Genomic DNA, 12932 nt, shown 5'->3' with positions numbered 1-12932 from the left:
ATGCCGCGAACTGCCGCGGGCGAGGTATTCAAAGACAGAGCTTCGCCCGTAATTCGGCGGGGAGCGGCGTTCAGCCCTACGTTGAACCGCTGTTCGTCGCGTCAGCTGCTGATTACCACCACCACCTGGGAATGGAACCAGACGCCCAGGTAGTTGCGCGCGGAGCGCTTGAGCTTCAGCCTATCGGCTCGCGCTACGGCGGCGGGCCAAAAGTTTCGATAGTGGGATGGCCCACTCGGGTCAGAGTTGACCCTGCTGTCAATGGCCAAGTAGAAGTACCCGCTGGTGGCCGGATAAAAGTACCCACCCCGTGCAGTGATTCTTAGATTGGTTGGGGGTTCTCCTTCCGGTGTTGGGCGTCCTTCATTCGGTAGGACTGGCCGTCGGTGATGACGACGGTGGCGTGATGCAGGAGCCGGTCCAAGATGCTGACGGCGGTGGTCTGCTCGGGCAGGAATCGACCCCACTCTTGGAAGGGCCAGTGCGAGCCGATGGCCAGGGAGCGGCGTTCGTAGGCGCCGGCGACGAGGCGGAACAGCAGCTGGGTGCCGGTGTCGTCGAGTGGGGCGAAGCCCAGTTCGTCGAGGATGATCAGATCGACACGGAGCAGGGATTCGATGATCTTGCCGACGGTGTTGTCGGCCAAGCCGCGGTAGAGGGTTTCGACGAGGTCGGCGGCGGTGAAGTACCGGACCTTGTGCCCAGCATGAATCGCAGCGACCCCCAGTCCGATCAGGGTGTGGGACTTGCCGGTCCCAGCCGGTCCGATGATCGCCAGATTCTGTTGTGTGCGAACCCATTCCAGGCTCGACAGGTAGTCGAACACCTTGGGCTGAATCGACGATGCGGCCACGTCGAAGGACTCCAAGGTCTTGGTGACCGGGAACCCGGCAGCCTTGAGCCGGTTGACGACGTTGGAGGCATCCCGTGCCGCCAGTTCGGTCTCGACGAGGGTCCGTAGCACTTCTTCGGGGGTCCAGCGCTGGGTCTTGGCGGTGATTAGGACTTCGGGGGCGGTGCGCCGGATCGCGGCGAGCTTGAGCCGCCGCAGCCCGGCGTCGAGATCAGCGGCGAATTGCGGAGTGGACAGTGGTGCAACGGGTTTGGTTGCCTTGGCTGGCGTGCCGTTCATGACGTGGCACCACCGTCTGCGGCCGGGTTGACCGTGTAGGCAGCCAGGGATCGGGTCGGGGCGACTGGGAGGTCCAGGATCAACGCATCCCCGGCGGGGCGGGGCTGCGGCGTTCCGGCGCCGGCGGCCAGGATGGACCGCACGTCGATCGCGCGGAACCTCCGGAACGCGACCGCCCGGCGAAGCGCGCCGACCAAGGCGTCGGTGCCGTGGGCGGCGCCCAACGCCAGTAGGACTTCCAGTTCGGAGCCCAGCCGAGTGTTGCCGATCGCGGCGGCCCCGACCAGGAATGCTTGAGCATCCTCGCCGAGTGTGCAGAACTGTTGCTCAGCATGAGTTTTGGGTCGTGGTCCGCGGCTAGGTTCCGGGCGGGGACCGTCGTAGTGATCGTCGAGGACTGATGCGCTGCCTGGGGCACCCAGTTCGTGCTCAGCCACGATCACCCCAGTCGCGGGCTCCACGATGCACAGCGCGCCGTGATCGACGACGACGGCCACGCTGGTCCCGATCAGTCGGGTGGGCACCGAGTAGCGGGCCGAGGCATACCGGACACACGACAGCCGGTCGACCTTGCGGATCACCGACGGTGCCCCGATTCGAAGTTGCAGCGACGGCAACGGTTGCAGGAGTTCCCGTTCGATCAGCAGTTGCTCATCGGGGACCGCACAGATCTCCGAATGCACCGCGGCATTGACCTCCAGACACCACGCCCTGGCCGCAACGTTGGCAGCACGCAGATCAACCGGCACCCCGGCGATGGCGGCGTCGGTGAGCAGCGGGACGGCGAGGTCGCGTTGGGCGTAGCCGCACAAGTTCTCCACGATGCCCTTCGATTTAGGGTCGGATGCATGGCAGAAGTCCGGCGCGAAACCGTAATGACCTGCCAGCCGGACGTATTCGGCGGTAGGGATCACCACGTTGGCGACCACGCCGCCCTTCAGACAGGCCATCCGGTCGGCCAGCACCCGGGCCGGGACACCACCTATCCCGGCCATCGCTTCGGCGATCAACGCCAACGTCGTGGACGCCTTCTGGTCGGTGGCGAACGCGACGAAGCGCCACCGGGAGAACGCCAGCACTGCGCAGAACAGGAACAACCCGGGTGCGGCTTGGGCCCAGTCGATCACCAGATACTCACCCGGTGACCACACCGCCGGGCGACGTCCCCGGTGATGTTCGTTGCGCCACAACACCTTCGCCTCAGCAACGAGGCGACGGAAGTTGCGTGCCGACCCGTCGTAACCGGCGGCCTTCGCGATCGGCAACATCCGCTTCGCCGACATCCGACCCGCCGACTTCTCGACACGCTCGGCGACCAGATCGGCCACCGCATCGTAATTGTGGGCCCGCTCGACCCGCGGCGGTGCGCTCTCACCGGCTTCGAATTTCTCGACGACTTTCTTGACGGTCCTATGGGTGGTGCCGCACAGCTGCGCGGCGCCGCGGTATGACCCGACTTGTTGATAAGCAGAAATGATGTCCATGCGGTCCCTCGCAGACTTCAATGGAACTCCCCGGTGGTGACGATGAGTGGTTGGCACCTTCACCGTCACCACCGGGGCCCGCAGTTCCTGATCGACACGACGAACACGGGGTGGGTACTTTTATCCGGCCACCAGCGGATACCTCCACTTGGCCACCAGTGGGTACTTTTTCATGGCCACGGACACCTGCCGGACCTTACACGCGATGTGAGCGGCGCCATACGCTGGCGCTACGAATGGATTAGGTCACTAATGTGAAGGATCACCACATGACCGAGATGCTGACCCAGATGCAGGCGCTTCCCAGTGAAACTCCGCTCGAAGACGAGGCGTTGGCGGCTTACGAGAAGAAGTTTCGGGAGGACAACACGATTTGGGCTGAGTTGTTGCAGGAGAACCTCGACCGGCTCGGGCGCGGCTCGTTTTCGCTGCACTGGATGAACACCGACAAGGCCAATTGGGGTGTTCGCGCGCGCCCGAGTTCGCGGGGGTTGACCTATACCGACATCAACCGCCCGCCAGCCTACGGCACGCTGCCCGAGCACACGACGTGGCGCAACTTCGCCCCGCGCGGCTCTGTGCGTGAGCCCTATGTTGACCAGATGCCGACCATCGACGCTTATGACATCCTCGACAAGAAGGAGGCCTGGGCGGACAACGTCATGACGCTGTATGAGGAGGCCAAGGCACGGCAGTGGAACTCCACCAGCGATATTCCGTGGAACGAGCTGGAGCCCGCCAGTGAGGATCTGGAGAAGGCGGCGTGCCAGCTGGCTACCTCTTTGACGGAGGTTGAGTTCGTCGCCGGTGACTTTCCGTCGCGGTGGGTGTATCGCACCTCACCGGATTTCTACGAGGTTAAGAACTTCCTCGTGACGCAGATGATGGACGAGGCCCGCCACATGGAGGTGTTCCGAAAGCGTGCCCTCGCCGGCGGGGGAGGCTTGTTGCACGCCAGCCCGGCCCTGGAGTGGGCACTGAAGGCGATCCTCGAGTCGCCGAGCCACACCCAGGGCACGTTCCTGCTGAACGTGCTGGGCGAAGGGCTTGTCCTTACGATTTTCCGGGCCGGGGAGTACCTGTCCAAGACGCATGTCGACAAGGAGATCTTCCGGCGCTGCATGCAGGACGAGGCCCGTCACGTGTCGTACGGGACCCTGGAATTGAAGAACTTCCTCGACAGCTCGACTGATCGGGAAAAGGCGCTTTCGGATATGCATCGCTTCGCCGATCTTGGCGAGCAGATCATCCTCACCGCACTGAGCAGTCCCGGGCTGTTGGAACCGCTGGCCGTTCTTATGGGCGGTGGAGTGGACAAGATCGACGAAGGTATGGAGGGTGTGTCGTTCCTGTGGGGGACGATTATTGAGGAGTACCTGCAGCGCTGTGAGCGGGCCGGGTTTGACCGTCGCGAGAAGGTGACGATCCCCTTGGAGATGCCGTGGACGGCGTAAGTACGAGCGCAGATCTTCCTACCGTTGAGTGGTTCACCAGGCTGGCGGAGGTCAGTAAGGCTGACCTCGCCGAGTTCCGTAAACTCGGCGAGGTCGACTGCCGGTTTGCCGTCAACATCTTCGATGGCGGCCCAGATGGGTCTGCGTTGATTGTCCAGCTCACGTTCGACGGCTTCGAGGTGAGCGAGATCAAAGAGATCAGCGACACAGGGTTGGAGTCGATGGATTTCGTCATCGAAACCGACCGTGATTCGTGGCTGGACATGGTGGACAACATCCGCGCCGGAGACGGCCGACCGGACCTCGATCACACCCTCAACGCCTTGAGCATGGCGTCGACGCCGATACGGGTCTGGTCATCTGATCCTCTGGGCAAGGACATGTTTTTCCGCTACAACCAGAGTTTGCAGCATTTCATCAACAAGAGCGCTCGGCTGTGAGTCGCCGCTGAAGAAAAGGAAAGAGCATGAGCGGCACTCGGCGAGGCCATTTCTACATCGATGACACGTGCATCGGGTGCGGAGCGTGTGAGCACTCGTGCCCGGGACGGGTCGATGCCATATCCAAGAAGGCCGACGATTTCCTGGGCCGATTCGTCATCGACCTCGATGAATGCATCGACTGCGGGAAGTGCGTCCCGCTGTGCCCCGTCGATTGTATTCACGACGGGCGGGTCGAGGCGGCATTTGTCCCGGACAATGGCTACACGAAGATCGGAAAGCTATACGACTGGGCAGCGCGCAAAGATAGCTGATACATCAAAAGATCCAGGAGCTGAGGGATTGGCATCAGATTGGTGGCCGGGGCCACGTGTCGCGCGGCCGCTTGGCGCGGAGGTTGATTCTGACCTCTCTGCCAAAATTCGGACAGGCGATAGCTGTGGCTTCGACCCACAATGTCAGCTGCCGCATGAGCTCCCGCCGCGTCGCCGTCAGCTTTGCCGATCTATCACGACATCATCATCGTGGTTTTTCGGTCAGACCTCGCGGCGTCCCGACCATCACCACCCCATCAAATGACTAGGAGTTGTGTCATGGGCGTTTTCAAAGACGGCGTCGAGGCAACGAAGTACATTGCCGGGATCTTCGAGGAGGCGGTGGACGATGAGTCGATCGCCGATCAACTAGCGGCATCCGGTGTTGTGCTGCAGCTCAACTGCTCTGACCCGGATATCCAGGTTACGGTCGACATGCCTAATAAGAAGGTGTTCACCGGGAACTGTGACATCAAGCCTACCGTAGCGATGTTCATGACCTCTGACATGGCCAACCGGTTTTGGCAGGGCAACCTCAATCTCGCTGTCGCGCTGGCCAAAGGCCAGGTCCGCGCCAAGGGGCCGGTTCCAAAGATCCTGAAGCTTATTCCCGTCGCCAAGAAGCTTTTCCCGCGGTACGAGGAGCTGCTGCGGGCTGAGGGCCGTACTGACCTGCTGGTTGTTTGACGCGCGTCGACAAGTCGTCAAGCTGTATGGCGTACATCAAGCTCCTCGAGCGTAGATGTTCGAACGGGCCGGATAAGCGTCGGCCTGGTCGCTGCGACCGGCGTCTTGGTCCGCGCCGCACTTGAAGCCCTGCGCTACTAGGGTCCTGCGTCTGAAACCCGTTTACGGGTGTGGGGCAGGATTTCGTCGGGGTCATTTTCCATACCTGGGACTGTCTGAACAACGGTGGATCTGATCTTGGTCTGACACGCCGGGCGTGAGCTTGGCGGGAAGGACTGATGATGTCGGAAACACTCGACTTCGGAATGGCCATTGATCGTCAGCAGACTACTTTCCCGTGCTGACGACCGACGCCGCCGAATCGGCTCGACGGGGGACAAGTTTGTCCTGGTTCGTGGCGCGCTGGGTGCTCAACAGGCGAGTGCCCAGCCGCTGCAACGCCTCCACTGAGAATGGTTGTGTCATACGGCGGTTGACAGCGGGGGCAATGCGGAGCATGAAATAGCCCAGCCAGGCCTCGGTGCGCACCGGTACGACCGCGAGATCAAACCGTACAGCACGCACGGCGGCGCGAGCGACGAGGTCGGGACTCATCGGTGAGATCGGAAACTTCTCGCCAAATTCCTGGAGCTTCTTGGTGAACTGTTTTCCTTGTTCGATCAGTTCGTGGTTGACGCCGACAACCACCGCGCGATCACCTATATTGGTATTGATCACACCCGGGCATATCGCGCTGACGCCGATGCCTTTCGGTCCGAGCTCGAGCCGCAGGCATTCGGTCAGCATCTTCACGCCCGCTTTGGAAACCGAGTACGGCGACATAACCGGGGTGGGCGTGAATGCCGCCGCCGAGGCGATATTGACGATATGGCCACCGCCGTGTTCAACCATCTGGGCGCCGAAGAAACGGCACCCATGAACGACGCCCATTAGGTTCACACCGAGTTGGCGTTCCCAATCCGACGGACGCAGCTCTAAGAACGGGCCGCCCACCAAGATTCCTGCGTTATTGACCAGCACATCGGCGTATCCGTAATCGGCTAACACGCTGCGAGCGAGCGCCTCCCAGGCATCGGGGTCGATAACATCCAATTGCGCCGCCGACGCGCTGCGGGCATGACCACGGATCATCGCCGTGGTCGCTTGTGCCGCATCCAGATCGATGTCGGACACCACGACATGGGCGCCGAGCTTGGCAAACCTGATCGCTGTCGCCCGGCCAATACCGCTTGCAGCCCCGGTGACCACCACCACGCGTGGACGCAACCGATTGACCTTCACGCGTTCTCCTTCCTCATGGCCCCGATCGCACCCGGAAGCTTAACGCCCGTACTGTAGCGGTAGACATCAAGGTTGTAATGTCGGTTCTGCCAATACATTTCGCCATGCGTCGACGGCCGAAACGGTGAATCGCCCTGGCTGTTGATATAGTAGGTATTCGAATCCGCGCAGGTCGGAGTGAACAGAAAGTTCTTTTCCTGGCGCTTCAAACACTTCCGGAAATACTCGTCGTGGACTTCCTGACGTATCTCGCAGACCGTCGCGCCGCAGCGCTTCGCCTCGGCTATAGCGCGGCTCAGATGAGCCGACGTCGCTTCGATCATCCACAGATATGATCCCAGCACGAAGCCATAAGGCCCAGTGATGGAGAACATGTTCGGAAATTTGGGAACAGACACGCCTTGATACGACTGGTATCTCTGCTCATACCAGAACCGCCCGAGATCGATGCCGTCGCGCCCGATGACGGGAAAGGGTGGCACTGCACCCGTATCCCACAGCTTGAACCCGGTCGCGCATATCAACACGTCGACCTCGTGCTCTACACCATCCACTGTCCGCACCCCCTTCCTGGTTATGCACTCGATCGCATCGGTGACCAGGCTGACATCTTCGCGGTTGAATGTGCGGAGGTAGTCGTTTGACATCGATGGGCGCTTGCAGCCCAAGCCATAGTGTGGGATCAGCTTCTCCCGAATTACTGGATCCTCGATTTGCCGACGCATCCAGCGGCGTGTAGCTAGCTCGAGCAGCTGGCGAGTCCCGTTCACTAGCCACCCTGGACCGACCCACATCCCCGCCATCCCGATCTCAGTTGCGACAGTGCCCACCGTGCGGATAGCCGAGCGGATTCGTTTACGGCCCAGGACCCATCGGCCGACGGACTTGATCTCCATATCCGGTTTGGGGAACACCCAGATCGGCGTTCGCTGGAAGACGGTCAGATGTTCGACCTCGTCAACGATGGCCGGGACAAGCTGGAGCGCCGTGGCGCCCGTGCCGATCACCGCGACGCGCTTACCGGCCAGCACCACGTCGTGATCCCATAGCGCGGTGTGCACGAGCGCACCCCCGTACTCGTCCAAACCTGGGATATCGGGCATCTTCGGGCGTTCCAGGCCGCCGACCGCCATTACGACATATCGGCTCGTGATCTCCTGGTTGCCGGCGGCGGTCAATCGCCATAGACTGTTGTGCTCATCAAACACCGCCGAGGCGACGGTGGTGTTCAACCGAAGCTTCTCACGCAGGCCGTATTGGTCCACGACGTCATCGGCGTAATCCCGAAGCTCGTCACCCGGAGCGAAGATCCGCGACCAATCACCGCGCTGCTCGTAGGAAAAGCTGTAGACAAACGACGGAATATCCACCGCCACACCCGGATATGTGTTCGCATGCCAGGTGCCGCCCACCCGATCCCACTTGTCGACGATGACAAAGTCGTGAATACCTCTCCGTTGCAAGGCGATACCGGCGCCGATACCGCCGAACCCAGCGCCCACAATGACGACGTCATGGTCAGGAGTGACACGCTCGGCAGCAGGTAACTGTTCAATCTCGACTTTTGTACTCAATTCGGGCTCGCCGGACTTGCTGCTACTTTTGGTAACCCACAAGGGTGCCATGGGTCCCGAACAGTTCCTGCTGCCACTTGTTCAGCAGCGCACGGGTGTCGACATCGTCGGGATGAAAGCCGGGTTTCATGTAGATGCGCAGGTCGGCCATCAAACCCTTGAGCAGCGGGCCTCGAAACACAGCACGCGCTTGACGCGTCACTTTGATCGGATGCCACCCTTTAGGGTCCGTCGCGATGGACAGCAACACGCCGATCGTTATCACCGGGATGGCCAGAACGTATAAAACCCCCATCACACCGATGCGAAGCCACTCCGGCCCGCGGACCGACCGGTAAACGTCGAAGGCAACCGATTTGTGCTCCAGCTCTTCCACCGCGTGCCAGTTGAGCAGGTTTCGCACCTCGGGATCACCAGGGATCTTCTGTAACTCCTCGCCTAGCATTCGCTCAGCCAGCGTGGCAGTGAAGTGTTCAGCCGCTGCAGTGACCGCCAGGGGTACCCGCGCGGGCAGCAGGTTTTCGATCCGCACCAACAGCCGCTGCCGCCGACTATTGGCATCGAACATGAAAAAACTGACCAGGGGATAGCCCCTGTCCACCAATTGCTCGTTGAGCCGGCGGTGTTCCTGCCCATGCACCGACTCCTGACCAATGAATCCGGCCACCCGCTTCTTTAACTCCGGATCGGTCACCCGATCGGCGAAGCGCCGGACCGACCTGATAAATAATTCCTCGCCGGGCGGAAATATGCCCGACAGCAACGCCACAAGGTGGCTAAGCACGATGTCGCCCTCAACGAAGTGACGCTGCATCGGCTGCGGATCACCGAATGAGAACCGAATCCGGCGAGTTTTCGGATACGCCTTTTTTGCTGGTCTTTCCGGTGCCATTCCTGTGTTCGCAACTGCTGCGTGACTAGCTACCATGACACTCTCCTTTGTTTTGAGTGTGGTGGTCGGTCACTTCAGGTAGCCGACCAGGGCCCCCTCGGTGCCGAAGAGTTCCTCCTGCCATTGCTCCAGCAACGCGTTGGTGTCGATGTCGTCGGGATGAAATCCCGGTCGCAGGTATTGCCTGAGCTCTGGGATCACGCCACGAAGAATGGGGCCGCGGTAGAGCCGATAGGTCTCACGCACCAGTCGCACTGGCTGACGGCGCGCTTCGGGATCCCGCGCCACCGAACAAGCCAGTACGGCGGTTATGAGGAGGAGCAGAAGGGGGATCATTACCGCCATCACACGTCGACGCACCCGCTCGGTACCCCGCACCGAGCGGAATACATCAAAGGCAACCGACTTGTGCTCAAGTTCCTCCAGCGCATGCCAGTTCAGCAGGTTCCACACCTCCGCATCACCCGGGATCGCCTGGATCTCCTCATCGCCGAGCAGCCGCTCAGCAAGTACGGCGGTGAAGTGTTCTGCGGCTGCTGTCACCGCCAGCGGAATCCGGGCCGGCAGCACCTCCTCGATGCGTTTCACCCAATCAACAAACTTTTCGGAATCCCACCACCCAATCGGATACCCCATGTCAACGAGCTTGTCATTGAGCGCCCGATGCTGCTGGCCATGCACCGATTCCTGACCGATAAACCCGGCCACCCGCTTCTTCAACCCAGGGTCGGCGATCTCATCGGCAAACCGGCGCACCGACCGAATGAACAACTCCTCCCCCGGCGGGAACGACCCCGACAAGTTCGCCAGAAAGTGGCTGAAGATGATGTCGTCGTTAACGAAATACTTGCTGCCCTGGGCAAACGGGAAACGTATCCGCCGGGTCGTCGGATACCGAGACCCCTCACTCACCGCATTTGCAGTGGTCGCTGCCTCTTGCACTATGTGGTCGCTCGTCATAACAAGATACCCCTTCCTCGAACACCCGGTTTCCGATACCGACAGTACTAGGTGTTTAGTGAGACGTTACTGCGGATCGACAGGGCGCGCAAGACTCCGCAATGACGTGTAGAAGCGCTGCGTTTGAGAGCCGCATCACACCGCCGCGTACGCTGTCACCTCCACGACTCCTGCCTTTAAACTGTTTTGACAATCGGCCCAAACCGCAGTACATAGTACTAGTCGTTACGTATACTGTTTGTTCGGAAAATTGCTTACTCGGAAGCAGGGAGCGTTCAAGCTGGATACCGGCATCGAGGCTCTCAGCAACCACTCGTACGGCGCGTAACAGGGAGGCTCGCGTTTCATGTTCCGGGATACCTAGCGGTTCTAGCTGCTCTACGGGCGCCTGTGGCGACGGTGAACATCCCGGACGGGATTGGCACCCAGCGCCATGCCGTGTAGTGCAGTGGACTCTGGTTGTTACAGAAGAGGATGGGGGCGGTGTCAACGATCTGCGGAACCGGCCGTCGGCCAGTCCAAATACATTCGGAGGCGATCAGTTTATGAAGGACTTCACCAATAAAGTGGCAGTAATCACCGGCGCTGGCTCAGGTATCGGCCGTAACCTGGCGTTGAGCTTGGCTGAACAGGGGGCGCAGCTGGCGCTGTCGGACATCGATACGAGCGCGCTGGCCGATACCGCTGGTCGATGCGAGAAGGTCGGAGCTAAGGCGGTGCCGTTCGAGCTCGATGTAGCCCAACGGCCGGCAGTTTACGAACACGCAAAGAATGTCGTCAGTGAATTCGGCAGAGTGAACCTTGTTTTCAACAACGCGGGTGTGGCACTCTCGGCCGACGTGGCCGACATGGATTGGGACGACTTCGAGTGGCTGATGGGCATCAACTTTTGGGGGGTGGCCCATGGCACCAAGGCATTCATGCCGCACCTGATCGCGTCCGGCGATGGCCACATCGTCAATGTGTCATCGGTTTTCGGGTTCGTCGGGATTCCGTCACAAAGCGCCTACAATGCCGCCAAATTCGCCGTCCGCGGCTTCACCGAGGCCCTACGCCAAGAACTCCGGGCCGCCAGGCATCCGGTAGGTGTGACCTGCGTTCACCCGGGCGGGGTGAAGACCAACATCGCCGGTCACGCCCGAGGGCTGCCCGACGGCTCGGACCCCGAAACGCTTAGCCGCCTTTTCCATAGGATCGCGTTCACCAGCCCCGAATCAGCCTCGAGGGCGATACTGCGTGGGGTCAAGAAGAATAAGCCGCGGGTGCTGATCGGTCCTGACGCAAGAGTTTTCGATGCCATTCCCCGAATCCTCGGCCCTCGCTACGAGGACATCATGGCGTCGTTCTATCGCACCGGGCGCTACGGTGCGGGGCGTCGACTCGCCGAACGCCTCGGCCTGCCCAGGTAGTAAGAGCCAACCCTGACGACTGGCGAAATGATTTGCTGGTGGAGCCACAACGTTGGCATACCTGCATCCTCGTTACCAAGGTCAGGAGCCTCCGGGATTTGCAGGACGATTCATCTGGAACGACAATCCTCGACCCTACGTCTGGATCAGAACCGCCGACCAAATCCTGGCAGCATCAGCTAACTACTGCTCCAAATTAGTGACTCACAACGCTAGGCGACCGCGACCAGGTGCTGGCGCTGCGGCTCGCAGCGATAACGCGACGGCTTGCCGTTGATCTTGCAGATCCGCCACACCATTCGCGCGATCGGGTTCATCAGCCCGGTGTCGTAGCACAGCATCCGCACGTCACCGAACATGTCACGCAGCGCCTTGCGCGACTCCAGGGACCCGAAGAACACCTGCTTGCGGACCTCGCGCGGGATGTCGAATTCCTGCCAGAAGGCCTTCGGCGGGACCACGATCGCCGAGCATGCCACCCGCATAATCACCGGCACGTATAACGACAGCCAAAACCGCTTACGCCGCGGTAAGTGCGGCACACGCTTACGCAGATACTCGTGAGCAAACGAGATGTGCCGAGCCTCTTCGGCCACGTGGATGGACATCACCCGCTCCATGATCGGGTGCAGTTCCTTGCCCTCACGTAACACGTTCTTCTGAGTGTGGTCGATGGGTTCCTCACCGGCGAGGATGCCGAACCAGAACGGGATCGGCAGAGGGCTAGCGACCAGCGGGATCAGCGGCGAAAGCCACTTCAGCTGCCGCCGCATCCCAGGCACGTCGGCGCCGATGTGGTTCACCATCTCCTGAAACATCATGGTGTGGTTGCACTCTTCGACCGCCTCGTGCAGGCAGTACCGGTACTCCGGGGACCCGTTCGGCACCCAGAACGCGTACCCCATCAGGCCGCGGATGAGGACCGACTCGAAGTGCAGCCCCACCTTGGCCACATTGGCCTGACGCCACATGCCGATCCTGATTTGGCGTTCCTCCGACTGCGCCTGATACCACGGGTGCCGGCCCAGCGGGTCAGTCGCCGGCAACTTCCAGCGGGGGTCGTTGTCGACTACCGCGTACTCAGGTGCGGTCCAGTCGATGTCGATGTATGGGTTGAAATTGCGTCGCACTGAGCCCTCAGACAGGACGCGCAGCACGTCGGCATACTCGGCGTCGTCCAGCACGTCCATGTTGCGGCGCCAACGCCGCACCAACCTCGTCCGAGCGATCTTCTGGGCCATCGCCAGCCTCCTACCGAAAGTTCACATCAGAAAAGCTACTGATACGGTACCGCTGGTATCGCCA

At 61.0% G+C, this 12932-nt stretch carries 12 protein-coding genes; 5 read left to right on the top strand and 7 right to left on the bottom strand.

Translation table 11 applies throughout. The annotated features are described in order from the left end of the window. Window positions 1-322: 322 nt before the first annotated feature. Complete coding sequence (gene istB, locus AC0KS4_RS00835) at window positions 323-1132, bottom strand: IS21-like element helper ATPase IstB (RefSeq protein ID WP_007172566.1); 810 nt, start codon at window positions 1130-1132, stop codon at window positions 323-325. Next, window positions 1129-2637, bottom strand: coding sequence for an IS21 family transposase (gene istA / locus AC0KS4_RS00830; protein ID WP_079669096.1), 1509 nt, complete (start codon window positions 2635-2637; stop codon window positions 1129-1131). The genes istB and istA overlap by 4 nt, the downstream gene beginning before the upstream one ends. A gap of 248 nt (window positions 2638-2885) precedes the next feature. Here istA and AC0KS4_RS00825 point away from each other — a divergent pair, with 248 nt between their 5' ends. The 4 genes from AC0KS4_RS00825 to AC0KS4_RS00810 all read left to right on the top strand — a co-directional run bounded on the left by AC0KS4_RS00825 (window position 2886) and on the right by AC0KS4_RS00810 (window position 5511). Beyond that, window positions 2886-4070, top strand: coding sequence for a ferritin-like domain-containing protein (locus AC0KS4_RS00825; protein WP_007172279.1), 1185 nt, complete (start codon window positions 2886-2888; stop codon window positions 4068-4070). Then, window positions 4058-4510 carry a hypothetical protein gene (locus AC0KS4_RS00820; RefSeq protein ID WP_007172278.1) on the top strand — a complete coding sequence of 151 codons (453 nt, stop codon included), beginning with the start codon at window positions 4058-4060 and terminating at the stop codon, window positions 4508-4510. Before AC0KS4_RS00825 ends, AC0KS4_RS00820 begins: the two co-directional genes overlap by 13 nt. A 26-nt stretch (window positions 4511-4536) precedes the next feature. After that, complete coding sequence (locus AC0KS4_RS00815; RefSeq protein WP_007172277.1) at window positions 4537-4824, top strand: NADH-quinone oxidoreductase subunit I; 288 nt, start codon at window positions 4537-4539, stop codon at window positions 4822-4824. Window positions 4825-5103: 279 nt separating this feature from the next. Next, entirely contained in the window at window positions 5104-5511 is a 408-nt protein-coding gene (locus tag AC0KS4_RS00810) for an SCP2 sterol-binding domain-containing protein (RefSeq protein ID WP_007172276.1), read from the top strand. Between the two features lie 327 nt (window positions 5512-5838). Here the strand turns inward: AC0KS4_RS00810 and AC0KS4_RS00805 are convergent, their stop codons facing one another. The 4 genes from AC0KS4_RS00805 to AC0KS4_RS00790 all read right to left on the bottom strand — a co-directional run bounded on the left by AC0KS4_RS00805 (window position 5839) and on the right by AC0KS4_RS00790 (window position 10218). Next, a complete protein-coding gene (locus AC0KS4_RS00805; RefSeq protein WP_007172275.1) occupies window positions 5839-6792 on the bottom strand; it encodes an SDR family NAD(P)-dependent oxidoreductase in 954 nt (317 codons plus the stop codon). Beyond that, complete coding sequence (locus AC0KS4_RS00800) at window positions 6789-8417, bottom strand: flavin-containing monooxygenase (protein WP_007172274.1); 1629 nt, start codon at window positions 8415-8417, stop codon at window positions 6789-6791. Before AC0KS4_RS00800 ends, AC0KS4_RS00805 begins: the two co-directional genes overlap by 4 nt. After that, the gene (locus AC0KS4_RS00795; RefSeq protein ID WP_007172273.1) at window positions 8389-9258 is read right to left on the bottom strand and encodes a metal-dependent hydrolase; all 870 of its coding nucleotides are present in this window, start codon (window positions 9256-9258) and stop codon (window positions 8389-8391) included. Before AC0KS4_RS00795 ends, AC0KS4_RS00800 begins: the two co-directional genes overlap by 29 nt. A gap of 69 nt (window positions 9259-9327) precedes the next feature. Then, window positions 9328-10218 carry a metal-dependent hydrolase gene (locus AC0KS4_RS00790; protein WP_170826031.1) on the bottom strand — a complete coding sequence of 297 codons (891 nt, stop codon included), beginning with the start codon at window positions 10216-10218 and terminating at the stop codon, window positions 9328-9330. Window positions 10219-10763: 545 nt separating this feature from the next. Between AC0KS4_RS00790 and AC0KS4_RS00785 the strand changes: the two genes are divergently transcribed. Beyond that, window positions 10764-11627: an SDR family NAD(P)-dependent oxidoreductase gene (locus tag AC0KS4_RS00785; protein WP_007172270.1), complete on the top strand. Its 864-nt coding sequence runs from the start codon at window positions 10764-10766 to the stop codon at window positions 11625-11627. A 212-nt stretch (window positions 11628-11839) separates the two neighbouring features. On the opposite strand, the gene AC0KS4_RS00780 is transcribed toward AC0KS4_RS00785, so the two are convergent. Next, window positions 11840-12856, bottom strand: a complete 1017-nt coding sequence (locus AC0KS4_RS00780) for an AurF N-oxygenase family protein (RefSeq protein ID WP_033721575.1) — start codon at window positions 12854-12856, stop codon at window positions 11840-11842. Window positions 12857-12932: the final 76 nt, after the last annotated feature.

Source organism: Mycobacterium sp. NTMscope_MAC_12 (genome assembly GCF_976985675.1).
This window is presented reverse-complemented; position numbering and strand designations above follow the sequence as displayed.